This is a genomic window from Streptomyces sp. ISL-12 (assembly GCF_018614415.1).
GTDB lineage: Bacteria > Actinomycetota > Actinomycetes > Streptomycetales > Streptomycetaceae > Streptomyces.
In genome coordinates, this window is the sequence record NZ_JAGGOO010000040.1 from 35,899 (window position 1) to 61,675 (window position 25,777).

A 25,777-nucleotide genomic window follows, 5' to 3' on the forward strand; every position below is an offset into this window, starting at 1 on the left:
GACCTGACCCGGTCGCCGCGCCTTCGCCGGCACGGCTTCGCCATCACCAGGTCGATCAACTAACGTTCCGTTCACCCGGATCGACAGTAGGGTGAACCAGATGAAGGCACTGGTGCTGTCCGGCGGCGCGGGCACCCGGCTGAGGCCCATCACACACACCTCGGCCAAGCAACTCGTCCCGGTCGCCAACAAAGCTGTCCTGTTCTACGGACTGGAGTCCCTGGCCGAGGCCGGGATCACCGACGTCGGCATGATCGTCGGCGACACCGCCGCGGAGATCGAGGAAGCGGTCGGCGACGGATCGAGATTCGGCCTGAAGGTCACCTACATCCCGCAGGAACGACCGCTGGGGCTGGCCCACGCGGTGCTGATCGCCCGCGAGTACCTGGGCGACGACGACTTCGTCATGTACCTCGGGGACAACTTCATCGTGGGCGGGATCACCGGCCTCGTCGAGGAGTTCCGCACCCACCGGCCGGACGCCCAGATCCTCCTCACCCGGGTCGCCGACCCACGCTCCTTCGGGGTCGCCGAACTCGGCCCGGACGGCAGGGTGATCGGCCTGGAGGAGAAACCGGAGCGGCCCAAGAGCGACCTCGCCCTGGTCGGCGTGTACCTTTTCACCCCGGCCATCCACGAGGCGGTACGTGCCGTCGAGCCGTCCTGGCGCGGGGAGTTGGAGATCACCCACGCCCTCCAGCACCTCCTCGACACCCGTGCCGACGTACGCTGCACGGTCATCGAGGGCTACTGGAAGGACACCGGCAACGTCGGCGACATGCTGGAGGTCAACCGGATGGTCCTGGAAGGCATGGAGCGCCGCATCGACGGCGAGGTGGACGACGTGTCCGAGACCATCGGCCGGGTCGTGGTGGAGGAGGGGGCACGGATAGTGAACTCGCGCATCGTCGGCCCCGCCGTCATCGGCGCGGGCACCGTGGTCAGCGACTCCTACGTCGGCCCGTTCACCTCCGTCGCGGAGAACTGCCGGATCACCGACAGCGAGGTGGAGTTCTCCATCGTGCTGCGCGACTCCTCGATCCACGGGGTGGGCCGGATCGAGGCCTCGCTCATCGGCCGGCACGTGGAAGTGACACCGGCACCCAGTGTGCCCAGCGCCCACCGACTCGTCCTCGGAGACCACAGCAAGGTGCAGATCCACTCATGAACCTCCTCGTCACCGGCGCCGCCGGGTTCATCGGCTCCCGCTACGTCCGCAGACTCCTCGCCGACGAGGCGCCGGACGCGCCGCGCGTCACGGTGCTGGACAAGCTCACCTACGCGGGCACCCTCGACAACCTCGAACTCGGCCACCCGCGGCTGGAGTTCGTCCAGGGCGACATCCGCGACGCCGAACTGGTCGGCAAACTGGTCGCCGAGGCCGACCAGGTGGTGCACTTCGCCGCCGAGTCGCACGTCGACCGGTCCATCCTCGGCGCCGACGACTTCGTCCTCACCAACGTCGTCGGCACCCAGACGCTCCTCGACGCGGCCCTCAGGCACGGGCTGGAGACGTTCGTGCACGTCTCCACCGACGAGGTGTACGGCTCGATCGCCGAGGGGTCGGCGGCGGAGGAGTGGCCGCTGCGGCCCAGCTCCCCGTACTCCGCCTCCAAGGCCTCCTCCGACCTGATCGCCCTGGCCTACCACCACACCCACGGCCTGGACGTGCGGGTCACCCGCTGCTCCAACAACTACGGCCCGCACCAGTTCCCCGAGAAGGTCATCCCGCTGTTCGTCACCAACCTCCTCGACGGGAAGAAGGTGCCGCTCTACGGCGAGGGCCTCAACGTCCGCGACTGGCTGTACGTCGACGACCACTGCCGCGGCGTCGAACTGGTCCGCACCCGGGGCCGGGCCGGGGAGGTCTACAACATCGGCGGCGGCACCGAGCTGACCAACAGGGAACTGACCGGCCTGCTCCTGACCGCCTGCGGCGCCGACTGGGACCGGGTCGAGTACGTCGAGGACCGCAAGGGCCACGACCTGCGCTACTCGGTCGACTGGAGCAAGGCCCGCGACGAACTCGGCTACCGCCCCGAGCACGACTTCACCACCGGCCTCGCCGAGACCGTCGCCTGGTACCGCGACAACCGCGCCTGGTGGGAGCCGCTGAAGCAGCGCGCCGCCCGGGGGCCCGCGTGAGGTGGCTGGTCACCGGCGCGGGCGGCATGCTCGGCCGGGACGTCGTCGCCGAACTCACCCGGCGCGGCGCCGACGTGACCGGGCTGGACCGCACGGCCCTGGACATAACCGAACCGGCCGCCCTGGAGCAGGCGTTCACCGATCACCGTCCTGACCTGGTGGTCAACTGCGCCGCCTACACCGCCGTCGACGACGCCGAGACCGACGAGGCCCGCGCCCTGGAGATCAACGGCGAGGGCCCCCGTCTGCTCGCCCGGACCTGCGCCGCGTACGGCGCCCGCCTGGTCCACATCTCCACCGACTACGTCTTCGACGGCGCCGACCGCGACGCCCCCTACCCGGAGGACCATCCCCCCGCCCCGCGCACCGCCTACGGCCGCACCAAGCTGGCCGGCGAGCGGGCCGTGCTGGAGGAACTCCCCGAAGCGAGCGCCGTGGTGCGCACCGCCTGGCTCTACGGCGTCCACGGCCGCAGCTTCGTGCGCACCATGATCGAGCTGGAGGGCCGCCGGGACACCGTCGACGTCGTCGACGACCAGCGCGGGCAGCCCACCTGGAGCGCGGACGTCGCCGCTCGCGCGGCCGACCTCGGCCCGCTGGTCGGCCGCGGCGCGAGCGGCGTCTACCACGCCACGAGTTCCGGCGAGGCGACCTGGTACGACCTGGCCCGGGAGACCTTCTCCCTCCTCGGCGCCGACCCGGACCGGGTCCGCCCCACCGACAGCGCGGCCTTCACCCGGCCCGCGCCCCGCCCCGCATACAGCGCCCTCGCCCACGGCCGCTGGCAGGAGACCGGCCTGCCCGCGCCCCGCGACTGGCGTTCCGCCCTGCACGAGGCTCTTCCCCGAATCCGCAAGGAGTCCAGTTGAAACGCCACGAGTTCCTGCGGGAACTGCACAAGGTCAGCGCCAACCGCAACTACCTGGAGATCGGCGTCAACGACGGCCGCAGCCTGCGCCTGTCCCGGGTCCCCAGCATCGCGATCGACCCCGCGTTCAAGGTCGTCTCGGAGCTGAAGTGCGACGTCCACCTGGTGAAGGCCACCAGTGACGACTTCTTCGCCCGGAAGAACCCCCTCGCGCACCTCAAGAGCGGCCGCCACCCGCTGCGCAACATGCGCCGCGGCCGGTCCCTGACCGGTTACTGGCGGCGGACCACGCTCGACCTGTCGTTCATCGACGGGATGCACCTGTTCGAGTACGCGCTGCGCGACTTCATCAACGTGGAGAAGCACTCGGACTGGTCCAGCGTGATCGTCTTCGACGACATGCTGCCGCGCAGCGTGGACGAGGCGGCCCGGGACCGGCACACCGACGCCTGGACCGGTGACGTCTACAAGATCACCGAGGTGCTGACCCGGTACCGGCCCGACCTGGTGACCGTCCTGGTGGACACCCAGCCCACCGGCCAGCTCGTGGTGTTCGGCGCCGACCCGGACAACACCGTGCTCCAGGACAAGTACGACGAGATCATGGCCGAGTACCTCGTCGAGGACCCGCAGAAGGTCCCGGAGACGCTGCTGGAGCGGTCCGGGGCGGTACCGGCCGAGACCCTGCTCCAGGCGGGCTTCTGGAGCCGCCTGGTCAAGGCCCGCAACCTGGGCCTGGGCCGTTCCCGCGGCTGGGAGCCGCTGCGCCGCGCGGTGGAACAGGTCGGCGTCAGCCGCTAGGCGTATCGGTCACGGGGCCGCCGGGGGCCTCGGGCCCGGCTGCCGTTCTCCCGCCCGTCCCGCACCCGAGCGGGACGGGCGGGAGAACGGCAGCGACAACGCGGGCGCCCCGGACCGGGCCCCGCCCGGCCGCGAACCGCAGACCGGCACACGGAGGCTTCGGCCATCGCCGGGGGCCGGGCCGGGGGCATCGGGCACGCCGCGCGGGCCCGGCACGCGCGTCTTCAGCGCGCGTTCACCGGCTCCCCTCACCAGCCCCGTACACAGGCATCGCCGACCGCCCCGCCGACGCGCGGCACGGCGGCCGGCATCCCGGTTACCGGCCGCGCAGCCGCTCGTAGTACGCGGAGCAGTCCGCGAAACTCGGCAGCAGCCCCGCCCGCTCCGCCTCCGCCAGTGTCGGCGCCGCCGCGTCCTTCTCGGACAGCACCGGTGTGATGCCCTCCGGCCAGGCGATGCCCAGTTCGGGGTCGAGCGGGTGCACCCCGTGCTCCCGGCCGGGCGCGTATCCCGTCGAGCACAGGTACACCACCGTGGCGTCGTCGGTGAGTGCCATGAAGGCGTGCCCGAGCCCCTCGGCGAGGAACACCGCGTGCCGGGTGTCGTCGTCGAGGCGTACCGCCTCCCACTGCCCGAAGGCGGGGGAGCCGGTGCGGATGTCGACCACCACGTCCAGGACCGCGCCCCGCACACAGGTGACGTACTTCGCCTGGCCGGGCGGCACTTCGGAGAAGTGCACGCCCCGCAGCACGCCCCGGCGGGAGACCGAGCAGTTGGCCTGCGCCAGCGACAGGTCGTACCCGGTGGCCTCCCGGAACTCCGCGCCGCGGTACCACTCGTGGAAACTGCCCCGGTCGTCCGGGAACACCTTGGGTTCCAGTACCCAGGCGCCCGCTATCCCCAGTGCCCGCACGTCTCACGTCCTCGCTTTCCGGGCTTCCGCGATCCGGGAAGCCGTCTTCCGTACGGCGGCGCCCAGCATCCGCCGGGCCTTGCGCCACAGTCGCTCCCCGAGTCCGGGGCGGGGCGGCGGACCCACCCGCACCTCGCCGCCCTCGACCCGCAGGGGCCGCGGCAGGGCGTGGAAGCGGGGACGGTCGGCCTGCGGGGCGAGGCAGACGGCGGCCTTCCAGGTCCCTCCGGCCAGGACGGCGGCGGGCAGGACGGCCGCGAGCCGCGACCGCGCGGGGTCCGGGGTCGGCGACAGGGTGCCGGGCACGTCGACGGACCGGCCCGGCGTGGCCAGCCGCACCAGCACCTCCGTCTCGCCCGGCACGTACAGCGGCAGCCCCGCGCCGAGCCGGTCCCCGGACACCGAGAGGTCCGCGCGCGGCACGCCGAGCCGCTTGGCGGAGGCGCCGAGGTCCAGGGAGAGGTTGCGGTGCGGATCGGTCCAGTACGGCAGTACGGCGCGGGCGGCGACGACCCCGGCGGGCGGGGCGAGCCGTCCCTCGGGCCGGGGGACGGGCCCCAGCCGGCACTCCTTGGTCCAGCCGCCCAGCTTGACCCGGACCAGGGCGTCCCAGATCCCGGTGCCGGGCAGCGTGCCCGGGTCCACGGTGGCCGTCGCCCGCAGGGTGAGCCGCACCCGGCCGTCGTCCCCGGCGGGAACCGGCTCACGGGTGAACCGCACCGGCTGGAAGTGCTGGGCGGCGCTGGAGCGTTCGCGCAGCAGCAGATCGGCGGTGGCGGCCTCGAAGCGGACCGCGGTCTGCTCCTCGACCCAGGCGATCGCCTCGGCGACGTCCTTCGGCGCACCGTCCAGGGGCGTGCTCGCGGCGCCGGCGGGGAAGGTCATCGGCTGTCCGGCGCACGTGTACTCGGTCCGGAAGCCGATCTCCAGAGTGCCGTCCCGCCAGGTCACGGTCTCGGGCGCGGAGCTGAGCGCGACGGACGCCTCCCACTCGGCGAACGCCACCAGGTCGTCGAACCGGTCGGCGGCGGTCAGCGCCGCGACGACCCGCTGGGTCGGCTGGAGCCCGGCCGCCACCCCGGGGCCGAAGCGTTCGACGACGACCTTGTGGATCTCCGTGAACAGTTCCCGGCGGTAGTCCTCGGGCGCGGCCAGCAGCCGCTTGCCGCGCAGCCGTTCGACCATCTCGTTGCGCAGCCAGCGTCGGAACAGCCGGTCCCGCAGGGCCCCGGGCTCGGTGTACTTCTCGACGATGTCGAGGGCCTCGCGGAGGTTGCCGAAGTAGCCGACCGGGTCGAAGCGCTGGAAGCCCGCGTTGGCGGCGTCGTCCCGCTTGACGTGGTAGTAGCAGACGTAGTCGCTGAGGACGGAGACGTTCTCGGCGCGCAGGTACGCCTCCGTCACGAAGACGTGGTCCTCCAGGCGCCGCCGGCCCTCCGGGAACCTCAGCCCGATCCGGTCCAGGAACTCCCGGCGCACCATCTTGTGCGGCGTGAGGCTGTCGATCAGCGGCGTGTCGGCCAGGGTGGCCCGGGGATGGTTGCGGCGGAACAGCTCCACGGGCACCGGACGGCCCTTGCCTGCCATCTTGCCGACGACGACGTCGGCACCGTGGGCGACGCCGTAGTCGTACATCCGCTCCAGGGTCTCGTCGCCCAGGTAGTCGTCGTTGTCGACGAACATGACGTACTCGCCCCGGGCGGCGTCGATGCCGACGTTGCGGGGCTTGCCCGACCAGCCGGAGTTCTCCTGGTGGATCACGCGCATCCGGGGGTCCTCGGCGGCGAGCGCGTCGAGCCGGGCCGGGGTGGCGTCGGTGGAGCCGTCGTCGACGAAGATCACCTCGTACGCTTCCGGAGGCAGCGACTGCCGCTGCAACGAGGCGATGCAGTCCTCGATGTATGTCCCCGGGTTGTAGACGGGAACGATGACGCTGACCTTGACCGGCATCAGGTTGGGGCCCCCTGGGTCTCTTGCCGTTCACGTGCTGGTGTGGCGAAGGTGGCCCGATGCTAACGCGGTCCGCTGTGTCCGCCGTCTCCGGCCCGTGGAAGAGACCGTGTCGTGAGGCGACTTCGGCCGTGCGTCAGCCGTGCGCCCTGTCCAGCAGGGCGAGGACGTCGGCCGTCGTGCCCGTCTCGCCGAGCCTCGGGAAGATCCGCTCCACGCTGTTGCGGTGCGTCTGCTCGTCCATGTCGCTCATCGCGTCGGTGACCAGGGTGACGTGGTAACCGTGCTCGTGCGCGGCGCGGGCGGTGGACTCCACGCCGATGCTGGTGGCGATGCCGGTCAGCACGATCTGGGTGACGCCCCGGCGGCGCAGCTGCACATCGAGGTCGGTGCCGTGGAAGGCGCCCCAGTTGTGCTTGGTGACGGTGATGTCGCCGGGGTGCCCGGCCAGTTCCCCGGCGATGACGTCCCAGCCCTCGGGCCGGGTGCCCCCGGAGCCGGCCTCGGTGCGGCCCGGTACGGCGTCCGTCCCGTCGGCCGCGAAGGAGACCCGGACCAGCACCACGGGCAGGTTCCGGGCACGGAAGGCCTCGGCCAGCTCGACGCTCCGGGCGAGGACTTCGGCGCCGCTGTGCGGGACGACGGGCGCGGCGAGGATGCCGGCCTGGAGGTCGATGACGACGAGGGCGGTACGGGGGTCGAGGGCGGTGAGGGTCATGGGTGCGGGCCTTTCGGTGGTGCGGTGTACGGAGGTCGGATGCCGGTCACGGCCGGGTGAGCCGCTCCAGTACGGCGAGCGCGTCGAGAACGGTCTGCCGTTCCTCCTCGCTGCACCGGTCCTGGAAGGCGTGGGTCAGCCACTCGCCCCGTAGCTCCCGGTCGCCGTCGACGCGGGCCCGGCCCGCGTCGGTGAGGGTGACGAGCTGCCGGCGGCCGTCTTCGGGGTCGGGGGTGCGGCGGATCAGTCCGTGCCGCTCGAGTGCGGCGAGCGTCGCCGCCATGGACTGCGGGCGGACCCCCTCGGCGGAGGAGAGCGCGCTGGCGGTGGCGGCACCGTGCTTGCCGACGAGGGTGAGGGCCGACACCTGCGACGGGGTGAGGTCCTCGTCCCGGGCCACCTCCCGGATCCGGCGGCGCAGCCGGCTGAACACCACGCGCAGGTCGTGCGCGGCACGGGCGGCGGAGTCGGAGACGCCCTCGGCGGGCACGGCGGCTTGCCTGTTCATGCTCCCGGCGTTCATGCTCCGACCCTAAAATCGACAGGCCAGACTGTCCAGTCGAGGCTGCACAGTTTTACCTGTTCATGTCCGTACGGCCCGTCCGGCCGACGGGGATCTACGCTGGGCCGGTGCGCCTGCTGATCATGTCCGACACCCATCTGCCGAAGCGCGCCCGGGAGCTGCCCGCCCCGCTGCTGGCCGAGCTGCCGCGCGCCGACGTCGTGTTCCACGCGGGGGACTGGGTCGACACGGCCACCCTCGACCTCCTGGCGGACCGCTCCCGCCGGCTCGTGGCCGTGTACGGCAACAACGACGGGCCCGAGCTGCGCGCCCGGCTGCCGGAGGTGGCCCGCGCCGACCTCGGCGGCCTGCGCTTCGGCGTCGTCCACGAGACCGGCCCCGCCCAGGGACGGGAGGCACGCTGCGCGGCCCGCTTCCCCGACCTGGACGTCCTGGTGTTCGGCCACAGCCACATCCCGTGGGACACCACCGCCGACACCGGCCTGCGGCTGCTCAACCCGGGCTCCCCGACCGACCGCCGCCGCCAGCCGTACTGCACGTACCTGACCGCGACGGTCACCGACGGCCGGCTCGACGCCGTCGAACTCCACCGGCTGCCGCCGCGCACGCCGTCGCGGCGGCGCTGAACCCCCCGGCGTACCGCACCTCGTCGACGGCGCTCCCGCAGGTGGCCACCCGCGTAGGCGTCTCCCGGTCAGCCGCCGGCGGTCAGGAACTGGGTCGCCGCCAGCTCCGCGTACAGCGGGTCGGTGCCCACCAGCTCCCGGTGGGTGCCGACCGCGCGGACCCGGCCCGCGTCCATCACCACGATCCGGTCGGCCATCGTCACCGTGGACAGCCGGTGGGCCACGACCAGCACCGTCGTCGTGCGGGCCACGTCGGCGACGGTGTCGCGCAGCGCCGCCTCGTTCACCGCGTCCAGCTGCGAGGTGGCCTCGTCGAGCAGCAGCAGCCGGGGGCGGCGCAGCAGGGCCCGGGCGATCGCGACGCGCTGGCGCTCACCGCCGGACAGCTTGGTGCCCCGGTGCCCGACCAGCGTTCCGAGGCCGTCGGGCAGCCGGGCGACCAGCCCGTCCAGGCGGGTCGTCTTCACCACCCGGGCGACCTCGTCGTCGTCCACCTCGGGGTTGCCCAGCAGCAGGTTGTCCCGCAGGGAACCCGACAGCACCGGCGCGTCCTGCTCGACATACCCGATCGCGGCGCGCAGCGCGGGCAGCTCCCAGTCGGCCAGGTCCCGGCCGTCCACGGTGACCGTGCCGGACTCGGGGTCGTAGAACCGCTCGATCAGGGAGAAGACGGTGGTCTTGCCCGCGCCGGACGGGCCGACGAACGCCGTCATGCCCTGGGCGGGCACGGAGAACGTCACGCCGTGGTGGATGTAGGGCAGGTCGTCGGCGTAGCGGAAGCGGACGTCGTGGAAGGCGACGGCGGCCGGCCGCGTGCCGGGGGAGGGCAGCGGGGCGGCGTGCGCCGGCGGCTCGGCGGGCAGGCGCAGCGCCTCCTGGATGCGGAGCACGGCCGCAGCGCCCGTCTGGTACTGGGTGACCGCGCCGATGACCTGCTGGAGCGGGGAGATCAGGAAGAAGACGTACAGCAGGAACGCGACCAGGGTGCCGATGTCGACCGCGCCGGTGGCCACCCGCGCGCCGCCCACCGCGAGCACCGTGATGAAGGCGATCTGGAGGGCGAGTCCCGCCGTGTTGCCCGCCGCCGCCGACCACTTGGCGGCGCGGACGCTCTGCCGCCAGGACTCCTCGGCCGCCTCGTGCAGGGCGCGCTCCTCGCGGTGCTCGGCACCCGACGCCTTGACCGTGCGCAGGGCGCCGAGGACCCGCTCCAGCGCGGCGCCCATCAGCCCCACCGCCTGCTGGGCCTGTCTGCTCGCCCGGTTGATGCGCGGCGCGATCAGTCCGATCACCACGCCCGCGCCCGCGATCACCGCCAGGGTCACGCCGAGCAGCACGGCATCGACCAGCCCCATCATCACGATCGTCGCGAGGAGGGTGAGCCCGCCGGTGGCGAGACCCACCAGGGACTCGGAGGTGACCGTGCGCAGCAGGGTCGTGTCCGAGGTGATCCGGGCCATCAGGTCGCCCGGTTCGGTGCGGTCCACGGCCGTGATCCGCAGCCGCAGCAGGTACGAGGACAGGGCGCGCCGCGCGCCGAGCACCACCGACTCGGCGGTGCGCCGCAGCACGTACGAACCCAGCGCGCCCACCACCGCGTTGACGATCACCAGGGCCGACATCGCGAGCAGCGCGCCGGTGATGGCCCGCTCGTGCGACAGGTCGTCGATCAGCCCGCGGGCGACCAGCGGGAGCAGCAGTCCCGTGGCCCCGGTGAGCAGCGACAGCACGGCGCCGCCGAGCAGGGCCCACCGGTGCGGCCGTATGTAGTCCAGGAGCAGCCGCCAGGGAGGCGGTCCGGTCTCCTCGGTGATGGCGCTCACGGTGCTCCTTCGGCGGGTCGGCGCGACGACTCAGGTTACGTCGGCGGTCGGCACCGTCCGCTTGCGGCTAGGGTCGGCAGGGATACAACCGTGGCCGAGAACAAGGAGCCAGCACCATGGCGCAGGAAGTACGCGGCGTGATCGCACCGGGCAAGGACGAGCCCGTGCGGATCGAGACGATCGTCGTGCCCGATCCCGGCCCCGGCGAGGCCGTGGTCCAGATCCAGGCCTGCGGCGTGTGCCACACCGACCTGCACTACAAGCAGGGCGGCATCAGCGACGACTACCCCTTCCTGCTCGGCCACGAGGCCGCGGGTATCGTCGAGTCGGTGGGCGCGGGCGTCACCGACGTCGCCCCCGGTGACTTCGTGATCCTCAACTGGCGTGCCGTGTGCGGGAAGTGCCGCGCCTGTCTGCGCGGCCGGCCCTGGTACTGCTTCGACACCCACAACGCCGAGCAGAAGATGACCCTCGCCTCCACCGGCCAGGAACTCTCCCCGGCGCTCGGCATCGGCGCCTTCGCCGAGAAGACGCTGGTCGCCGCCGGACAGTGCACCAAGGTCGACCCGGCCGTCGCCCCGGAGGTCGCCGGGCTGCTCGGCTGCGGCGTGATGGCCGGCATCGGCGCCGCGATCAACACCGGGAACGTGGGCCGCGGCGACACCGTCGCCGTCATCGGCTGCGGCGGCGTCGGGGACGCGGCGATCGCCGGTTCGTACCTGGCGGGCGCCGCCAAGGTGATCGCCGTGGACATCGACGACCGCAAGCTGGAGACCGCCCGCACCATGGGCGCCACCCACACCGTCAACTCCCGCGCCACCGACCCCGTCGAGGCGATCCGCGAGCTGACCGGCGGCTTCGGCGCCGACGTCGTCATCGAGGCGGTCGGCCGCCCGGAGACGTACCGGCAGGCGTTCTACGCCCGTGACCTGGCCGGCACGGTCGTCCTGGTCGGCGTCCCGACCCCCGAGATGAAGCTGGAACTGCCGCTCCTGGACGTCTTCGGCCGCGGCGGCGCCCTCAAGTCGTCCTGGTACGGCGACTGCCTGCCCTCCCGCGACTTCCCCATGCTGATCGACCTGCACGTCCAGGGCCGCCTGGACCTGGCCAAGTTCGTCACCGAGACGATCCGGCTGGACGAGGTGGAGCAGGCGTTCGAGCGGATGCACGCCGGTGACGTGCTGCGTTCGGTGGTGGTCCTCTGATGGCCGCCCGCATCGAACGCGTCGTCACCTCCGGGCAGTTCAGCCTGGACGGCGGCACCTGGGACGTCGACAACAACGTCTGGCTCGTCGGTGACGACCACGAGGTCGTCGTCATCGACGCCGCGCACGACGCCGACGCGATCCTGGACGCCGTCGGGGACCGCCGGCTGACCGCCGTCGTGTGCACCCACGCCCACAACGACCACGTGGGCGCCGCCCCCGCGCTCGCCGAGCGCACCGGTGCGGTGATCTGGCTGCACCGCGACGACCTGCCGCTGTGGCGGCAGACCCATCCCGACCGCGATCCCGACGCCTGGCTGGCCGACGGCCAGGTGATCGAGGCGGCCGGCACCGACCTGACCGTGCTGCACACGCCGGGACACGCGCCCGGCGCCGTGTGCCTGTACGACCCCGGGCTCGGAGCCGTTTTCACCGGGGACACCCTCTTCCAGGGCGGTCCCGGCGCCACCGGCCGTTCCTTCTCGCACTTCCCGACGATCATCGACTCGATCCGCGACCGGCTGCTGACGCTGCCGCCCGAGACGAAGGTCCTCACCGGCCACGGCGACCCCACCACCATCGGCGCGGAAGCCCCCCACCTGGACGACTGGATCAAGCGCGGGCACTGAGAAAGCCCGCCCGCAAAGGCGACAGAAGGTGTCCGGCTTTCCGGGAATCCTCGATACCGGTAACGCACGAGGACTTCTCCACGCAACGGAAGGCCGGACATGTCACAGCCGCTCAAGGGCAAGGTCGCACTCGTCGCCGGGGCGACCCGGGGCGCCGGACGGGGCATCGCCGTCGAACTCGGCGCGGCCGGCGCCACCGTCTACGTCACCGGGCGCAGCACCCGCGCCCGGCGCTCCGAGTACGACCGTCCCGAGACCATCGAGGACACCGCCGACCTGGTCACCGAGGCCGGCGGCCGGGGCGTCGCCGTCCCCGTCGACCACCTGGAACCGGACCAGGTCGAGGCACTCGTCGACCGGATCGACCGCGAACAGGGCCGCCTGGACGTCCTGGTCAACGACATCTGGGGCGGCGAGCACCTCTTCGACTGGGACGTCCCGGTCTGGGAGCACGACCTCGAACGCGGCCTGCGGCTGCTGCGGCTCGCGGTCGAGACCCACGCCGTCACCAGCCACCACGCCCTGCCCCTGCTGCTGCGCCGCCCCGGCGGCCTGGCCGTCGAGGTCACCGACGGCACCGCCGACTACAACCGCGACCACTACCGGGTCTCCTTCTTCTACGACCTCGCCAAGACGTCCGTGCTGCGCATGGCCTTCGCCCTGGGGCACGAACTCGGCCCCCGCGGCGCCACCGCCGTGGCGCTCACCCCCGGCTGGCTCCGCTCGGAGATCATGCTCGACCACTTCGGCGTACGGGAGGAGAACTGGCGCGACGCCCTGACGGCCACGCCCCACTTCGCCATCTCGGAGACACCCCGCTACGCCGGCCGGGCCGTCGCCGCGCTCGCCGCCGACCCGGACGTGGCACGCCACAACGGCCGCTCCCTGTCCAGCGGCGGCCTGGCCCGGGAGTACGGCTTCACCGACCTCGACGGCAGCCGCCCCGACGCCTGGCGCTATCTCGTCGAGGTCCAGGACCCGGGCAAGCCGGCCGACGTCACCGGGTACCGCTGACGTCGGCCGAACGGTGTGAACTCCCGCACACGCCGCGGCATATGACGTGACCAGAGACACGGTCCGGTATGTCCGTTTAGGTCGCGATTACTCACGGTGCCTTCACGTCGCGAGCCGTATGCTTCACACCATGTCCACCACTGTTGATCCTTCCTCCGAGCGATCGGCTGCCGAGGTCAACGAGGAGATCCGGGCCCTGTGGCACCGGTCGGGCGGAACCCTGAGCGGCGAGCAGCGCGAGGAGTACCAGCGACTCGTCCTGGAGTGGGCCGCCGCGGTCCCGCATCCGGTGAAGGCGGCCTGACCACCGGTCTCCCGGCCACCCCTCGGCAGCGGCGCGTCGCGGCTTCCGTCCGGGGCACCCCCACCGGATGGGAGCCCTCCTCGCACTGGCCTCGGCCGTCTGCTACGGCCTCGTCGACTTCGCGGGCGGCATGCTCTCCCGCCGGGTCCACCACCTCACCGTCTCCCTCCTCGGCCGGCTCGGCGGGCTGCTGCTCGCCTGCGCCGCGGCGCTCCTGTTCACCGCGCCGGAGCCGCACCACGCCGACCTGCTGTGGGGCGCGCTGTCCGGCCTCGGCAGCGGCGTCGCCATGCTCTTCCTCAACCGGGGCCTGAGCCGCGGCGCGATGAGTGTCGTCGTGCCGGTGAGCGCCGTCACCGGCGTCGCGCTGTCCGTGCTGTGCGGGGTGCTCGTCCTCGGCGACCGGCCCGGCGCCGTCGCCTGGGCGGGCATCGCCGTCACGGTGCCCGCGCTGTGGCTGGTCTCCGGCGCAGGAAGCACCGGCCGCGGTCCCGCCGTGACGGACGGGCTGCCGGCCAGCGCCGGCGTCGCCGTCCAGTACCTCGCCCTGGGGCAGGCCGGTCCCGGCAGCGGGCTGTGGCCGGTGGCCGCCGGCCGCGCCGCCGCCGTCCTCCTGCTCCTGCCGGCCGCCGCCCGGCACCCGCGGCGCCTGCGGACACCGCCGCGCCGGGCCGCCGAGGCGCTGCTGATCGGCGCCGGCGCCGCCCTCGGCCTGATCCTGTACCTGCTCGCCGTCCAGCGGCAGCTCCTGGCCGTCGCCGTCGTCCTCGCCTCGCTCTACCCGGCCCTCCCGGTCCTCCTCGGCCTCGCCCTGCTGCACGAGCGGCTCACCCCGCGCCGGACGGCCGGCCTGCTCGGCGCCGCGGCGGCCACCGTGCTGCTCACCCTGGGCTGAGCCGGGCTCAGCCCCAGGTCGCCGAGTAGTGCCGCCGGTACGCCTTGCGGTCGTGCTCGGTGCGGATCCAGCGGGCCGCGACCCACATGAGCAGGCTCCCGGCGACGACCAGCAGACCGGGGCCGACGTTCTGCCGGTCGGTGAGGCGGGCCAGCAGCGTCGAGGCCTGCGTGCCCGGCACCGGCGCCGCCCCTCCCGGCGCTGCGGCACCCGGCGCCGCCGCCGACGGCGCGGCGGAGGCGCCCTGCCCCGGCCCGGCCGGCCCGGCGGTGATCAGCCGCACACCGAGCGACCGGAGCGCCTCCGCCACCGGCTGGAAGAACGTCGTACCGCCCTTCGCGCAGTCCCCGTTCCCGCCCGAGGTGATGCCGAGGGCGACCCCTTCCGAGAACAGCGGGCCGCCGCTGTCCCCGGACTCCGCGCACACGTCGGTCTCGATCAGACCGGTGACCGTGCCCTCCGGATAGTTCACCGTCGCGTCCACCGCCGTCACCCGGCCGTCCCGCAGCCCGCTGGTACTGCCGCTGCGGAACACCCGCTGCCCCACGGCCGCCTCCCCGGTGCCGGTGATCCGCACGCCCTTGCCGTCGCCCACCGCCACCACCTCGGCGTCGTCGCCCGCGTCCCCGTCCGCGTACCGCACCAGCGAGAAGTCGTCACCGGGAAAGCTCCCGGCGACCGTCGCCCCGACCTCGCGGCCGTCGGCGAACCACACCGATCCCGTCGGGCCGCAGTGCCCCGCGGTCAGGACGAAGTCGTCGTCCCCGTCCGTCACGTTGAACCCGGCCGAACAGCGCCCCGCCGCGGACAGGATGGGCTGCGCCCCGCTCACCCGCGGGGTGAAGGAGCCCTCGGTGCGCTCCGTGCGGACGAAGCCGCCGATGTCCTCGGCGGCGTCCGTCACCGTCGACCAGTCCTCGGACGAGACGGTGCTGTCACCCCGTACCACCACCTCGTTCGACCGGTAGTCCACGGTCCACGCGGTCCCCGACACCCGGGGCAGCGAACGCAGCGTCGCCGTCGCCGACTTCAGCTCGCGCATGCTGTGGGTCACGAGCTTCGCCGTGGCACCCGCGCGGCGGACCTCGGCCGCCGTCCCCGCGTCGGTGACCGCGACCACCGGCCGCCCGTCGGCCCCGATCCAGTGCCCCGCCGTACGGGAGGCCCCGAGCCGCGAGACGAGTCCGGCGGCCGTCACCTCCTCGGTTTCCGGGGCGGCGGGTTCGTCCGCGACGGCCGTGGTCACCATCGTGCCCCCGAGGAGCAGTCCACCGACGGCCGCCAGCCGCACCGCCCGCCGGACGATGCGTCGTCGTACATGGCTCATACGTGCTCTCCCGTGGCCGGACCGCCGCCGTCGCCCCTCCATACGTCCCTGCGGCCGGTCGCGTTCAGCCCTATCTTGTGGGCCATGACCGGTGAACCGAACCCCCTGCGCGCGCTCACCCTCGACCATCTGAGGCGACGTACGAGCATGAAGTGGCGTACCTACCCCGAGGACGTACTGCCGCTGTGGGTGGCCGAGATGGACGTGCCGCTCGCCGCGCCGGTCGTGCGCGCCGTCGCCGAGGCGATGGAACTCGGCGACACCGGCTACCCCGCCGGCACCGCCTACGCCGAGGCACTGGCCCACTTCGCGAGCGAGCGGTGGAAGTGGGACGGGCTCGCCGTGGCGCGGACCGCCGTCGTGCCCGACGTCATGCTGGGCGCCGTCGAACTGCTCAAGCTGGTCACCGGGCCGGGCGACCCGGTGATCGTCGACCCGCCCGTGTACCCGCCGTTCTACCAGTTCGTCACCCACCTGGACCGCCGGGTGACCGAGGCCCCGCTCGGCCCGGACCTGCGGCTGGACCTCGCCGGGCTGGAGGACGTCTTCCGGCGGTGCGTCGCGGACGGCGGACGGGCCGCCTACCTGCTGTGCAACCCCCACAACCCCACCGGCACCGTGCACACCGCCGAGGAACTGACCGCCGTGGCGGCGCTCGCCGAGCGGTACGGCGTCCGGGTCGTCGCCGACGAGATCCATGCCCCGGTGGTCTCCCCGGAGGCGCGGTTCGTGCCGTACCTGAGCGTGCCCGGCGCCGAACGCGGTCTGTCGCTGATGTCGGCGTCCAAGGGCTGGAACCTGGCGGGCCTCAAGGCCGCCCTCGCCGTGGCCGGCCCCGGGGCGGCGGACGACCTGGCCCGGATGCCGGAAGAGGTCGGGCACGGCGCGAGCCACGTCGGGGTCCTCGCCCACACCGCGGCCCTGCGCGACGGCACCGCCTGGCTGGACGCGCTGCTCACCGGACTCGACGACAACCGGCGGCTGTTGACGGACCTGCTGGCCGAGCGGCTGCCCGGCGTCGTGCACCGCGCGGGGGAGGCCACCTTCCTCGCCTGGCTGGACTGCCGCGCCCTCGGCCTCGGCGACGATCCGGCCGAGGTGTTCCTGCGGCGCGGCCGGGTGGCCGTCAACTCCGGCCTCCCGTTCGGCACCGGCGGCGCCGGGCACGTACGGCTCAACCTGGCGACGTCACCGGAGGTGCTCGACGAGGCCGTGCGGCGGATGGCGTCCGCCCTGTCCTGAACGGGGGCGGCACCCTCGTGGGCGGTGACGACAGGCCCTAGACTGCCCGGCCATGGACGAGGCGTCACTGGCCCGGCTCGGCGCGGGCCGCTATCTGCTGTTCACCAGCTACCGGAAGAACGGCACCCCGGTCGCCACCCCGGTGTGGGTGGTGCGCGACGGGGACGCGCTCGGCGTCTGGACGGTCGCGGACTCGTGGAAGGTGAAGCGGGTCCGCAACCGCCCCGAGGTCCTGGTCGGCCCCTGCGACGTGCGCGGCAACCCGACCGGCGACCTGACCCCCGCCACCGCGCGGATCTGCGACGCGGCGACCACCGCCCGCTACCGGAAGCTGATCGCCCGCAAGTACGGACTCACCGGCCGGCTCGTCCTCCTCGGCAGCCGGCTGCGGCGGGGCCTCGACGGCACCGTGGGCATCCGCGTCACCCTCACGCCCGGGGCCGGGACCGGCACCTGACGCGCCGTCAGGTCCACGCCCGGTAGGGCTCGTCGACGAGCTGGAAGACCGGCTCGCCGCGCACCGGGTCCTTGGCCGTGGACAGCCGCACCCGGTCCCCGCTGTGGATGCCGAGGGGCGGGCCCATGACCCGGCCGCGCAGCACGAAGCCCTCCGCCATCTCTATCAGCGACACATTGCGCGTCGCGGGGGTGTTGCGGTGCACCACCGTGGAGTGGCGCACCGTCCCGGTGCCCTCGCTGCGCTCCGTACGCAGATCGCTGCCCCGGCACACCGGACACAGCACCCGGTGGTACATGGCGGTCCCGCACCAGGTGCAGCGCTGGAAGACAAGGGCGTCCGTGACCGGGACGGAGGCTTCGAGCACCCCTGCCGGGGCGCCGGCGGTCTGCTGGGCGACGCTTCCTGAGTGGTGGTACACGCTGGTCAACTCCCTGCGCTCGGCCGGAAAGCCGCGTGCGCGGTCCCCCGGGCACACGGGTGCGCGGTCCGCTGGTGCCACCGTGCACGACAGCAGAGTATGGCACTGAGTGTCAGCCGTAAAGGCACTCCGTACCATCTGAAGAGTCGGCCCCCCGGCCGCGCGGGCCGCGCGCGGTCTCCAGCTCCTGGACCACCCGCCACAGGGGCGCGTCCCGCCGGGCCACGACGACCATCACGTCCCCGGGCCCCTCGGCGACGGCGGTCGGCACGGGCTTCACTGCCGACGGGCCGTCACCGAACGCCGACTGCACGTACCCCAGCGCGCGGTCCACCGTGCCGGCCGCGTCGCCCGCACCGTCCGAACGCAGCCAGGCGCGCAGCGCGTTGTTGTGCGCCGCGACCACCGCGGCGGCGATCACATCGGCCCGCAGCGTCCCGTCCGGACGGTCGGCGAACCGGCCGCGCAGATAGGCGGCGAGGGCGCGCTCGTAGCGCCACACCACGGACAGCTCGTACGCGCGCAGTCCGGGGACCCGCTTGGTCAGCCGGTAGCGCTGCACCGAGAAGGACGGGTTCTCGGCGTACATGCGCAACGCCAGCCGGGCGGCGTCGCAGACCCGGCGCACCGGTTCCGCGTCCGCGGGGGAGGCGGCGAGGAAGGCGGTCAGGTCGGCCAGGCACCGCTCGTGGTCCGGGAAGACCACGTCCTCCTTGGAGGGGAAGTAGCGGAAGAACGACCGCCGTCCGACCCCGGCCAGCGCCACGATGTCGTCGACGGTGGTCTGTTCGTAGCCCCGCTCCAGGAACAGCCGGAAGGCCGCCGCGACCAGGGCCTCGCGCATCGGCGGCCGGCCGTCGCGGCGCGGTGCCGCACTGCTGGCGTTCATGGACGCCGAACGTAGCACCTGACCGGGCCGGATGGCACTCAGTGCAGTGCTGGACGGAACTGAGTGCTTGATTCAGCGGGCCCGCGGCGGGAAGCGGTGTGAGCATGGTGGACATGGACGCGTTCCTCGGGCGGCTCGACCCCGACATGTGCGTGGTGACGGCCGCGGCGGGCGGCGAGCGGGCCGGCTGTCTGGTCGGCTTCGCCTCGCAGTGCTCGCTGCGCCCCGTGCGGTTCGCGGTGTGGCTGTCCGAGCTCAACCGGACCTACGAGGTCGCCCGCTCGGCGGAGTTCCTCGCGGTCCATCTGCTCGCCCGCGACCAGCGCGCCCTGGCGGAGCTGTTCGGCGGCCGGACCGGTCACCGGACGGACAAGTTCCGTGATGTCCGGTGGCGTGCCGGGTACGGCGGAGCAGTGGTCCTGGAGGACGTCGAGGCGTGGTTCGTCGGGCGGACCGTGGGCCGGGCCGACGGGGGTGACCACGTCGGGTTCGTCCTCGATCCGGTCGAGTGCGGCGGGCGCGCGGACGGGGAGGGGCCGCTGCTGCGGCAGCGGGACGCGGGAGCGATCCGTCCCGGTCACCCGGTGGACTGACCGCCCGCATTCCGGGCTCTCCCGAGCCGGTCACGCGGTTTCGTCCGGCACCCGGATGTCCAGGACGCAGACGTCGTCCCGGCGCTCCTCCCCTCCCAGCAGCGTGGCCAGCAGCGGCTCCAGGGAGTCCGGCGTGTCCTCGGCGCAGGCCGCGGCGGCCTGCGCGAGCCGTTCCAGACCCCGGTCGATGTTCTCCGGTGGCCTCTCGATCAGGCCGTCCGTGTACAGCACGAGCCGGTCGCCCGGCCGCAGCACGCACTCTCCCTCCCCGAAGACCGGGGACGGCGTCGCGCCGAGCAGTATGCCGCGCGGGCGGTCGAGATAGCGCGCCGTGCCGTCGCGCACCAGCAGCGGCGGCAGATGCCCCGCCTGCGCCCACAGCAGCCGGTGCCGGGCGCGCTCGTAGCGGGCCAGGACCATGCTCGCGGTGCCGTGGCTGTCCCGGGAGTGCAGCAGCAGCGTGTTGAGCCGGGTGAGCGCACCGGTCAGCGACGACCCGGTGATGACCATGCCCTTGGCGGTGAACCGGAGCTGGGCCATCGTGGCGACCGCGTCCACGCCGTGCCCGGCGACGTCGCCGACCACCAGCAGGGCGTCGCCGTCGGGCAGCTCGATGGCGCTGAACCAGTCGCCGCCGACGTGCACCCCCGACTGCGCGGGCAGGTAGGAGACCTCGACGCGCAGCCCGGCCAGCCGGAGCCGGCCCTTGGGCAGGGGCAGCAGCGCGTGCTGGAGCTGCGCGACCAGGGAACGCTCGGCCCGCAGCACGTCGTGCTGGGTCAGCATGGCCTGCTCGCTCTCGACCAGGGCCAGTTCCACCCGGCGCCGGGCGGTCAGGTCCTGCACGAACCCGTGCACCTCGACGGGGGTGCCGTCGGCGTCCCGCGCCGCCTCGGCGACGACGCGCAGGTGCCGGACGCCGGCCGGGGTCCTGGTGCGGAACGGGACGTCGCACGGCTGCCCCTCGTCGACCAGGGCCCGCACGGCCCGGGCCAGCGCCGGCCGGTCCTCCGGCAGGGCCAGCGCGGGCAGTTCGGTCAGGCGGACCGGCCCGAGCCCGTGGTCGCGCCCGAAGATGGCGAAGACCTGGGCGGACCAGCCGGCCTCGTGGGTGACCAGGTTCCAGTTGACCCAGCCGAGGTCGCCCAGCCGTTGCAGGTCCGCCAGCCGCTGTTCCTGCCGGTCGGAGGAGCCGTGCCGCAGCCAGGTCAGCACCAGCCCGCCGCCCAGCGGCGTCACCCGTACGGAGTACGTGGCCAGCTCGGTGGTGCCGGCCACCACGTTCTGGTGCGCGAACGGCTCGCCCTCGTACGGCGTGCCGGTGGCCAGCGTGGTCAGGCAGGCCGGCCACAGCGGCTCGCCCGCCAGGGCAGGGAAGCACTCCAGGAACCGTCGCCCGACCAGTTCCGGGCCGGTGCGGCCGGCGGCCCGGCCGGCCGGTTCGGTAGCGGCGTCGATGCGGTAGTCCTGGACCTCTCCGGTGGGCGACCGCACCGGGGTGAGCAGCATCGCCCCGACCGGCAGCGCGTCGAACACCCGCTGTACGGCATCGGCGTCCGCGGCCGGCTCCTGGCGGGCGCCGAAGGCGCGCAGCCGGCCGGCGCACAGCCTGGCGACCGCGAGCAGGCGTTCCCGGTCGGCGGGCGGGAAGGCACCGCCGCGGCGCCGCAGCACACCGAGGCAGAAGCCGGACGCCTCGCCGCCCGGCACCGGCAGCCAGGCCCGCGACCGCCAGCGCTCTGGCGGATCGCCGATCAGCAGGTACCGCTCCCGGTCGCGGTCGAAATCCTCCAGCCAGCGCGGCTCACCGGCGCGCAGGACGTCCGGGGCGACCAGTCCGCCGAGCGGGGGCACCTGCCGCCACTGGGCGGCCAGCGCCTCGTCGATCCCGGCGTGCCCCGCCAGTTCCAGCGCGCCGGAGGGCAGTCGCGCGTAGAGCAGGACGGCGTCGGCGGCGGTCTCGGGGCCGAGGTGTTCCAGCAGAACCCGGGCCAGCTCCCGCGGGGACCCGACGCGGACCAGGGCCCGGGCGAGCCGGGCGAGGGCCGCCGGGACGTCGTCCGGGGCGAAGGCCGACGACATGTCGTCCGGGGCGGGGGACGCCGACGGGACCCCGGGGGCGGCGGAGCCGGATGGCGGGCCGCCGGTGCCGGCCACGGCCAGTTCCGGTCTCCGGTCCGGTCCGGAGACCGGCGGCCCCAGTGTCCCGAGGGTGATCCAGCACTCCTCCAGCAGCGTGCGGCGCCGGTCCTTCGCCCGCTGGAGCAGTGCCTCGCGCGCCTCGTCGGCCGAGCATCCGCGCAAGGCCATCTCCGCGCCCTTGGCGCGTTCGAGGACGGCCGACGTCGCGGCCAGGTCGCGCAGCCGGTCCATCTCGGCGCGCTGTCTGGCGACGACCTTGGCCAGAGTGGCCAGATCGGGCGTGGCGTGCTCGCTCGTCACGCCACGAGCATCGCACATCGGGCTGTCTCCGTTGTCCTGCTCGTCGCGCCGCCCCGGCGGCGGGCCGCAGGCCGTCGGGAGCCGGTGCCGGTGGGCCGGGCCGCGGGCGGGCTCCCGACCGGGTTCGCTCAGCGGCTGCCGCTGCCGCTGCCGCCGCCGTCGGAGAGCGCCGTCGTGACCGCGCGGACGCTGCGGGCGATGTGCTGCAACTGGCCGATCTCCGCCGCGTACAGCTTGATCGTGTGCTCGATGACGGACTCGGGCAGGCCCAGCCGGGGCAGGTCGGCCCGGGCGCTCTGCAGCGCGGTGCGGGCGACCCGGATCTCCTGCTGCACCTGGAGGTGCGCGTGGCGGGCGAGCAGCACCGGATGGCGGATCAGGGCCGGGTAACCGGCGTAGCGGGCCGGCACCAGCTCACGCAGCCACCTGACCGCGGAGCGCTCCCAGTCGTAGCTGCCGGGGTGCTTGACCTGGCACGGCCAGTCCGGGCCGGTGCGCGTGGACGTCAGGGGCATGATCTTCGCTTCCGGGTGTGCGGTCTCGCGGATGCGGTCCGGTACGGCCGGGTCGCGTTCCGTGAGCAGTATTTATATATACGGTCCGCTTTTCAAGAAGCATGAAAACATTCATACGGACTCGGCACAGGACCCGCACTCAGTCCCGCAGGAAGAAGCGGTGCTCCTCGGCGATCTGCTCGTACGCCTCCAGCCGTGCCTGCGTCCGCTCCGGATCGGCGTCGGTCATGGCCTGGAGCAGCGCCGCGCACAGCACTCCGGTGGCGGCGTAGGAGTCGAAGACCAGCCGGGACCCGGTGCCGGTGGCGAAGACGACGTCCGCCTCGTCCGCGACCGGCCCGAGCGCCAGGTCGGTGACGAGCGCCACCCGCAGGCCGGCCCGCCGCGCCACCCGCACCGCCTGCAGCGTCTCCCGGGCGTGCCGGGGCATGGAGAACGCCAGCACCCAGGTGCCGCCGGCCTCCCGCGACTGGAGCAGGGCGTCGTAGGCGACGCTGCCGCCCCGTGTCACCAGGCGCACATCGGGGTGGATGCGGCGGGCGGCGTAGGCGAAGTACTCGGCGTGCGAGACGGAGATGCGCAGCCCGAGCACGGTCAGCGGCACCGACCCCGACAGCGCGCGGCCCGTGCCGATCACCGCGTGCGGGTCGGCGAAGTCGCGCCGCAGGTTCTCCAGGTTCTCGATCTCGGCGTCGACCGCGGCCTGGAGCTCGTTGCCGCGGTACTCCTCGGCGGGACCGCCGCGCGCGGCGAGTGTCATCGACTGGAGCCGCTCCCGCAGCGCGGGGTACCCCGTGAAACCCACCGCCGAGGCGAACCGCGTCACCGAGGGCTGGCTGACCCCCACCCGGTCGGCGAGGTCGGTGATCGACAGGAACGCCGCCTCGGTGAGGTTCTCGATCAGGTACTGGGCGATGCGCCGTTGTCCGGGGGAGAGCCGGGGACGGTCGAACAACGCCCTGAGCTGGGACGCCGGGGAGGGTTCCGGCTCCGGGGCGGCAGGTTTCGAGGTGATCGCTGACGCCTGTGCGCGTGCCTGCTGCGGCGATGGCACCGTGCGCCTCCTTCGTCTGCCGAGGACGTCTCCCGCGGCAGGTTCAACATAGCCCAGGGATAGCCGCGGCCGGTCCGGGAACCCGCTGCCTCGGAACACCCGTACCACCGACGAGGAGAGGCGCCATGACCGTCCCCGAAGAGAACCGGCCGAAGACCGAGACGACCGACGAGGTCCTCGAACCGGAGAATCGCGAGGGCGACGCCCACGGCCAGGCCGGGGCGACCGGCCGCACGATGCGCGAGGCGCTGGAGGAGGCCCACGTCCGTCCTGACGACTACGAGGAGTAGCCGTCCCGTCGGCGGCGAGCGTCCGGCCCCGCCGGTTCCCGTGCTCACGCGCGAGCGGGGCGGCCGGCGGGCGGGGCGGTGACCGGGGTGAGGCAGAAGACGCGGATGTCCCGGCCGGAGCGGGCGGCGTAGGCGTCGTAGAAGGGGACGGCCAGCAGGACGCGGTCGCGCTGCCGCTCCTTTTCCCGGGCGGTGAGCAGGCGGGCGGTGACCTGCCAGGAGCGTCCCTCCGCGGTGACCGTGGCGTGGGGGCGGAGCAGCAGGTTGGTGCTCCAGGCCGGGTGACGGGAGCGGCCGAAGTTGCTGCCGACCACCAGCCAGGTGCCGTCCGCCGCCCGATGCGCGGCCAGCGGAGTGGACCGCGGGGCCCCACTGCGGTGGCCCGTGGTGGACAGCACGATCGTGTCCAGGGCGATCCTGCTCGGCAGCAGCCGGCCCCCGGTCAGGCGGTGGACGAACAGGTCCCAGCGCGGAAGGACATGAGGGGCGACACGCAGCACGGCACGGCTGGTGGCGAGCCGGACGAGAACGGGGTGGGTCACAGGGTCTTCTCCGTCGTGGGAAGCGGCACGCGCCGGTACGGCTCGCCCTGGGCGGGGCGTCGGTCGGGACGGCCGGCGGCGGGCCAGGCGGCGCAGGCCCGTTCGGCCATCGCCGTCACGGTGAGCGCGGGATTGACACCCAGGTTGCCGGGCACGGCCGAGGCGTCGGCGATGTGCAGGGCCGGGTAGCCGTGCACCCGGTGGTAGAGGTCGACGACGCCGGTGGCGGGGTCGGCGCCGACCGGGCAGCCGCCCAGCAGATGGGCGGTGACCGGCAGGCCCAGGGCGGCGCTCCACGGCAGCGCGGTCCGGCCGCCGGTGTGCCGGGCGTAGTGGTGCGCCACCGCCTCGGCGGCGGCCAGCCGTACGGGTTCGGGCCGCGGGCCGCCCGGCCGGAAGGTCAGCCTGCCGTACCGGTAGCGGCTGGTCAGGTGGGAGTCGCCCCGCTCCATGGCGAGGAGGACGGCGGTACGGCGGCCGAAGTCCCGCCAGGGGAGACCTGCCGTCGCCGTGAGCAGCGCGGCGGCCGGGTGGGAGCCCGGCCCGAGCCGGCACAGCTGGACCAGGAGGTCCGGGCGGGGCCGCAGCGCGCAGCTGATGGCGACGCCGGGCCCGATGTCGAAGCCGTTCGCGTACACGGCGGCGAACACCTCCCGGTTGGTGCGGGTGCGCGTGCCCAGCGCGGTTGACAGCTCCGGCAGGTATGGCCGGGAGCGGTGCAGGAGTTCCGCGGTGCCCCAGGCCCCGGCCGCGAGGACGACCTGGTGCGCCGACAGCGCCGCGCGGCGCCGGACGGGGCCGGCGCCCTCGCGGATGTGCACCAGCCAGGTGCCGTCCGGCCGTGGCTCCAGCGCCCGGACCTCGGTCAGCGGCCGGATGCGGGCTCCGGCCCGTTCGGCGAGGTACAGGTAGTTGTGGTCGAGGGAGTTCTTCGCTCCGGCGCGGCAGCCGAGGGTGCACCGGCCGCACTCCGAGCAGCCGGCGCGGGCCGGGCCCCGGCCGCCGAAGAAGGGGTCCGGCGTCGACCGGCCGGGAGCGCCGAAGTGGATGCCGACCCGGGTGGCACGGACCCCGCCGGGCACCCCGAGGGTCTCGGCCGCCCGGTGCAGGGCATGGTCCCCCGCCGCCCGCCGGGGGACCGGCGTGGTGCCCAGTATCCGTTCCGCCACCGCGTAGTGCGGGGCGAGTTCGTCCGCCCAGTCCACGGACGGGTCCCAGCAGGAGTCACGGAACACGGCCGCCTCGGGCCGGCAGTGCACCCCCGCGTAGACGAGGGAGCCGCCGCCGACTCCGACACCCGTCAGCGCGGTCAGCCGACGCCGCACCCGCAGGCGGGCGATGCCGCGCCAGCCGAGCCAGGGCGCCCACAGCAGGCGGTGCGCCTGCCAGGGGGAGGTGGCGAACTCCTCCGGCCGCCAGCGCCGCCCGGCCTCGACGACCGTGACGCGGTACCCCTTCTCCGCCAGCCGCAGCGCCGCGACGCTCCCGCCGAACCCGGAGCCCGCGACGAGCACTTCGTGCGGAACCACGCACCCCACCTCTCACTACTGCCGGTACATTGTCGATCACAGTATGTGCGTGTCATCCGATT

General features: G+C 73.7%; 27 protein-coding genes. 14 read left to right on the top strand and 13 right to left on the bottom strand.

Features of this window, described 5'->3' with window-relative positions; translation table 11 throughout:
• Positions 1-100 precede the first annotated feature (100 nt).
• From J7I94_RS11525 to J7I94_RS11540, 4 genes are read left to right on the top strand one after another with little or no spacing between them, the layout of a single operon-like run.
• Positions 101-1,168: a glucose-1-phosphate thymidylyltransferase gene (locus J7I94_RS11525; protein WP_215166933.1), complete on the top strand. Its 1,068-nt coding sequence runs from the start codon at positions 101-103 to the stop codon at positions 1,166-1,168.
• Positions 1,165-2,145, top strand: coding sequence for a dTDP-glucose 4,6-dehydratase (rfbB, locus tag J7I94_RS11530; protein WP_215166934.1), 981 nt, complete (start codon positions 1,165-1,167; stop codon positions 2,143-2,145). The genes J7I94_RS11525 and rfbB overlap by 4 nt, the downstream gene beginning before the upstream one ends.
• Positions 2,142-3,014 (top strand): dTDP-4-dehydrorhamnose reductase, encoded by an 873-nt coding sequence (gene rfbD, locus J7I94_RS11535; protein ID WP_215166935.1) that lies wholly within the window; start codon positions 2,142-2,144, stop codon positions 3,012-3,014. Before rfbB ends, rfbD begins: the two co-directional genes overlap by 4 nt.
• Positions 3,011-3,814, top strand: coding sequence for a class I SAM-dependent methyltransferase (locus J7I94_RS11540; protein WP_215166936.1), 804 nt, complete (start codon positions 3,011-3,013; stop codon positions 3,812-3,814). Before rfbD ends, J7I94_RS11540 begins: the two co-directional genes overlap by 4 nt.
• Before the next feature lie 316 nt (positions 3,815-4,130).
• Here J7I94_RS11540 and rfbC read toward each other — a convergent pair whose 3' ends face one another.
• From rfbC to J7I94_RS11560, 4 genes are all read right to left on the bottom strand, one after another.
• Positions 4,131-4,727 (bottom strand): dTDP-4-dehydrorhamnose 3,5-epimerase, encoded by a 597-nt coding sequence (rfbC, locus tag J7I94_RS11545; protein ID WP_215166937.1) that lies wholly within the window; start codon positions 4,725-4,727, stop codon positions 4,131-4,133.
• A 3-nt stretch (positions 4,728-4,730) separates the two neighbouring features.
• Positions 4,731-6,677, bottom strand: a complete 1,947-nt coding sequence (locus J7I94_RS11550) for a glycosyltransferase family 2 protein (protein WP_215166938.1) — start codon at positions 6,675-6,677, stop codon at positions 4,731-4,733.
• 136 nt (positions 6,678-6,813) lie between these two features.
• Complete coding sequence (locus J7I94_RS11555) at positions 6,814-7,395, bottom strand: hydrolase (RefSeq protein ID WP_215166939.1); 582 nt, start codon at positions 7,393-7,395, stop codon at positions 6,814-6,816.
• A 46-nt stretch (positions 7,396-7,441) separates the two neighbouring features.
• The gene (locus J7I94_RS11560; RefSeq protein ID WP_251074994.1) at positions 7,442-7,918 is read right to left on the bottom strand and encodes a MarR family winged helix-turn-helix transcriptional regulator; all 477 of its coding nucleotides are present in this window, start codon (positions 7,916-7,918) and stop codon (positions 7,442-7,444) included.
• Positions 7,919-8,025: 107 nt separating this feature from the next.
• Between J7I94_RS11560 and J7I94_RS11565 the strand changes: the two genes are divergently transcribed.
• A complete protein-coding gene (locus J7I94_RS11565) occupies positions 8,026-8,544 on the top strand; it encodes a metallophosphoesterase (RefSeq protein ID WP_215166940.1) in 519 nt (172 codons plus the stop codon).
• A gap of 68 nt (positions 8,545-8,612) precedes the next feature.
• Here the strand turns inward: J7I94_RS11565 and J7I94_RS11570 are convergent, their stop codons facing one another.
• Complete coding sequence (locus J7I94_RS11570; protein WP_215166941.1) at positions 8,613-10,367, bottom strand: ABC transporter ATP-binding protein; 1,755 nt, start codon at positions 10,365-10,367, stop codon at positions 8,613-8,615.
• A 116-nt stretch (positions 10,368-10,483) separates the two neighbouring features.
• On the opposite strand from J7I94_RS11570, the gene J7I94_RS11575 reads away from it, so the two are divergent.
• From J7I94_RS11575 to J7I94_RS11595, 5 genes are all read left to right on the top strand, one after another.
• Positions 10,484-11,572 carry an S-(hydroxymethyl)mycothiol dehydrogenase gene (locus tag J7I94_RS11575; RefSeq protein ID WP_215166942.1) on the top strand — a complete coding sequence of 363 codons (1,089 nt, stop codon included), beginning with the start codon at positions 10,484-10,486 and terminating at the stop codon, positions 11,570-11,572.
• Positions 11,572-12,201: an MBL fold metallo-hydrolase gene (locus J7I94_RS11580; RefSeq protein ID WP_215166943.1), complete on the top strand. Its 630-nt coding sequence runs from the start codon at positions 11,572-11,574 to the stop codon at positions 12,199-12,201. The genes J7I94_RS11575 and J7I94_RS11580 overlap by 1 nt, the downstream gene beginning before the upstream one ends.
• Positions 12,202-12,300: 99 nt before the next feature.
• Positions 12,301-13,215: an SDR family oxidoreductase gene (locus tag J7I94_RS11585; protein ID WP_215166944.1), complete on the top strand. Its 915-nt coding sequence runs from the start codon at positions 12,301-12,303 to the stop codon at positions 13,213-13,215.
• 118 nt (positions 13,216-13,333) lie between these two features.
• Positions 13,334-13,519 (top strand): hypothetical protein, encoded by a 186-nt coding sequence (locus J7I94_RS11590; protein WP_215166945.1) that lies wholly within the window; start codon positions 13,334-13,336, stop codon positions 13,517-13,519.
• 67 nt (positions 13,520-13,586) lie between these two features.
• Positions 13,587-14,414 carry an EamA family transporter gene (locus J7I94_RS11595; protein ID WP_215166946.1) on the top strand — a complete coding sequence of 276 codons (828 nt, stop codon included), beginning with the start codon at positions 13,587-13,589 and terminating at the stop codon, positions 14,412-14,414.
• 7 nt (positions 14,415-14,421) lie between these two features.
• Here the strand turns inward: J7I94_RS11595 and J7I94_RS11600 are convergent, their stop codons facing one another.
• The gene (locus tag J7I94_RS11600; RefSeq protein ID WP_215166947.1) at positions 14,422-15,741 is read right to left on the bottom strand and encodes a S1 family peptidase; all 1,320 of its coding nucleotides are present in this window, start codon (positions 15,739-15,741) and stop codon (positions 14,422-14,424) included.
• Positions 15,742-15,825: 84 nt separating this feature from the next.
• Between J7I94_RS11600 and J7I94_RS11605 the strand changes: the two genes are divergently transcribed.
• Positions 15,826-16,983, top strand: coding sequence for a MalY/PatB family protein (locus tag J7I94_RS11605; RefSeq protein ID WP_215166948.1), 1,158 nt, complete (start codon positions 15,826-15,828; stop codon positions 16,981-16,983).
• A gap of 52 nt (positions 16,984-17,035) precedes the next feature.
• Positions 17,036-17,440, top strand: a complete 405-nt coding sequence (locus J7I94_RS11610; protein WP_215166949.1) for a PPOX class F420-dependent oxidoreductase — start codon at positions 17,036-17,038, stop codon at positions 17,438-17,440.
• A gap of 7 nt (positions 17,441-17,447) precedes the next feature.
• Here the strand turns inward: J7I94_RS11610 and J7I94_RS11615 are convergent, their stop codons facing one another.
• On the bottom strand, positions 17,448-17,861 hold the full coding sequence (locus J7I94_RS11615; RefSeq protein WP_215166950.1) for a Zn-ribbon domain-containing OB-fold protein: 414 nt from the start codon (positions 17,859-17,861) through the stop codon (positions 17,448-17,450).
• A 112-nt stretch (positions 17,862-17,973) separates the two neighbouring features.
• Positions 17,974-18,750, bottom strand: a complete 777-nt coding sequence (locus J7I94_RS11620) for a TetR family transcriptional regulator (protein ID WP_215166951.1) — start codon at positions 18,748-18,750, stop codon at positions 17,974-17,976.
• A 104-nt stretch (positions 18,751-18,854) separates the two neighbouring features.
• On the opposite strand from J7I94_RS11620, the gene J7I94_RS11625 reads away from it, so the two are divergent.
• Positions 18,855-19,343 (top strand): flavin reductase family protein, encoded by a 489-nt coding sequence (locus tag J7I94_RS11625; protein ID WP_215167043.1) that lies wholly within the window; start codon positions 18,855-18,857, stop codon positions 19,341-19,343.
• A 30-nt stretch (positions 19,344-19,373) separates the two neighbouring features.
• Here J7I94_RS11625 and J7I94_RS11630 read toward each other — a convergent pair whose 3' ends face one another.
• The 3 genes from J7I94_RS11630 to J7I94_RS11640 all read right to left on the bottom strand — a co-directional run bounded on the left by J7I94_RS11630 (position 19,374) and on the right by J7I94_RS11640 (position 23,354).
• Positions 19,374-21,803, bottom strand: coding sequence for a SpoIIE family protein phosphatase (locus J7I94_RS11630; RefSeq protein WP_215166952.1), 2,430 nt, complete (start codon positions 21,801-21,803; stop codon positions 19,374-19,376).
• A 110-nt stretch (positions 21,804-21,913) separates the two neighbouring features.
• A complete protein-coding gene (locus J7I94_RS11635; RefSeq protein ID WP_215166953.1) occupies positions 21,914-22,300 on the bottom strand; it encodes a hypothetical protein in 387 nt (128 codons plus the stop codon).
• Between the two features lie 139 nt (positions 22,301-22,439).
• A complete protein-coding gene (locus J7I94_RS11640) occupies positions 22,440-23,354 on the bottom strand; it encodes a MurR/RpiR family transcriptional regulator (RefSeq protein ID WP_215166954.1) in 915 nt (304 codons plus the stop codon).
• Between the two features lie 125 nt (positions 23,355-23,479).
• Here J7I94_RS11640 and J7I94_RS11645 point away from each other — a divergent pair, with 125 nt between their 5' ends.
• Complete coding sequence (locus J7I94_RS11645) at positions 23,480-23,644, top strand: hypothetical protein (protein ID WP_215166955.1); 165 nt, start codon at positions 23,480-23,482, stop codon at positions 23,642-23,644.
• 44 nt (positions 23,645-23,688) lie between these two features.
• On the opposite strand, the gene J7I94_RS11650 is transcribed toward J7I94_RS11645, so the two are convergent.
• Positions 23,689-24,186 (bottom strand): nitroreductase family deazaflavin-dependent oxidoreductase, encoded by a 498-nt coding sequence (locus J7I94_RS11650; RefSeq protein ID WP_215166956.1) that lies wholly within the window; start codon positions 24,184-24,186, stop codon positions 23,689-23,691.
• Positions 24,183-25,715 (bottom strand): GMC family oxidoreductase N-terminal domain-containing protein, encoded by a 1,533-nt coding sequence (locus J7I94_RS39330; RefSeq protein WP_215166957.1) that lies wholly within the window; start codon positions 25,713-25,715, stop codon positions 24,183-24,185. Before J7I94_RS39330 ends, J7I94_RS11650 begins: the two co-directional genes overlap by 4 nt.
• Between the last annotated feature and the right edge of the window lie 62 nt (positions 25,716-25,777).

What these genes read in the sequence shown, in the direction of transcription:
- J7I94_RS11585 (WP_215166944.1), top strand. Translation starts at nt 12,301, where the DNA reads ATGTCACAGCCGCTCAAGGGCAAGGTCGCACTCGTCGCCGGGGCGACC.
- J7I94_RS11605 (WP_215166948.1), top strand. Translation starts at nt 15,826, where the DNA reads ATGACCGGTGAACCGAACCCCCTGCGCGCGCTCACCCTCGACCATCTG.
- J7I94_RS11600 (WP_215166947.1), bottom strand. Translation starts at nt 15,741, where the DNA reads ATGAGCCATGTACGACGACGCATCGTCCGGCGGGCGGTGCGGCTGGCG.
- J7I94_RS11645 (WP_215166955.1), top strand. Translation starts at nt 23,480, where the DNA reads ATGACCGTCCCCGAAGAGAACCGGCCGAAGACCGAGACGACCGACGAG.
- J7I94_RS11595 (WP_215166946.1), top strand. Translation starts at nt 13,587, where the DNA reads ATGGGAGCCCTCCTCGCACTGGCCTCGGCCGTCTGCTACGGCCTCGTC.
- J7I94_RS11575 (WP_215166942.1), top strand. Translation starts at nt 10,484, where the DNA reads ATGGCGCAGGAAGTACGCGGCGTGATCGCACCGGGCAAGGACGAGCCC.
- J7I94_RS11610 (WP_215166949.1), top strand. Translation starts at nt 17,036, where the DNA reads ATGGACGAGGCGTCACTGGCCCGGCTCGGCGCGGGCCGCTATCTGCTG.
- J7I94_RS11555 (WP_215166939.1), bottom strand. Translation starts at nt 7,395, where the DNA reads ATGACCCTCACCGCCCTCGACCCCCGTACCGCCCTCGTCGTCATCGAC.
- J7I94_RS11630 (WP_215166952.1), bottom strand. Translation starts at nt 21,803, where the DNA reads ATGTGCGATGCTCGTGGCGTGACGAGCGAGCACGCCACGCCCGATCTG.
- J7I94_RS11620 (WP_215166951.1), bottom strand. Translation starts at nt 18,750, where the DNA reads ATGAACGCCAGCAGTGCGGCACCGCGCCGCGACGGCCGGCCGCCGATG.
- J7I94_RS11625 (WP_215167043.1), top strand. Translation starts at nt 18,855, where the DNA reads ATGGTGGACATGGACGCGTTCCTCGGGCGGCTCGACCCCGACATGTGC.
- J7I94_RS11525 (WP_215166933.1), top strand. Translation starts at nt 101, where the DNA reads ATGAAGGCACTGGTGCTGTCCGGCGGCGCGGGCACCCGGCTGAGGCCC.
- rfbB (WP_215166934.1), top strand. Translation starts at nt 1,165, where the DNA reads ATGAACCTCCTCGTCACCGGCGCCGCCGGGTTCATCGGCTCCCGCTAC.
- J7I94_RS11560 (WP_251074994.1), bottom strand. Translation starts at nt 7,918, where the DNA reads ATGAACGCCGGGAGCATGAACAGGCAAGCCGCCGTGCCCGCCGAGGGC.
- J7I94_RS11550 (WP_215166938.1), bottom strand. Translation starts at nt 6,677, where the DNA reads ATGCCGGTCAAGGTCAGCGTCATCGTTCCCGTCTACAACCCGGGGACA.
- J7I94_RS11590 (WP_215166945.1), top strand. Translation starts at nt 13,334, where the DNA reads ATGCTTCACACCATGTCCACCACTGTTGATCCTTCCTCCGAGCGATCG.
- J7I94_RS11580 (WP_215166943.1), top strand. Translation starts at nt 11,572, where the DNA reads ATGGCCGCCCGCATCGAACGCGTCGTCACCTCCGGGCAGTTCAGCCTG.
- J7I94_RS11635 (WP_215166953.1), bottom strand. Translation starts at nt 22,300, where the DNA reads ATGCCCCTGACGTCCACGCGCACCGGCCCGGACTGGCCGTGCCAGGTC.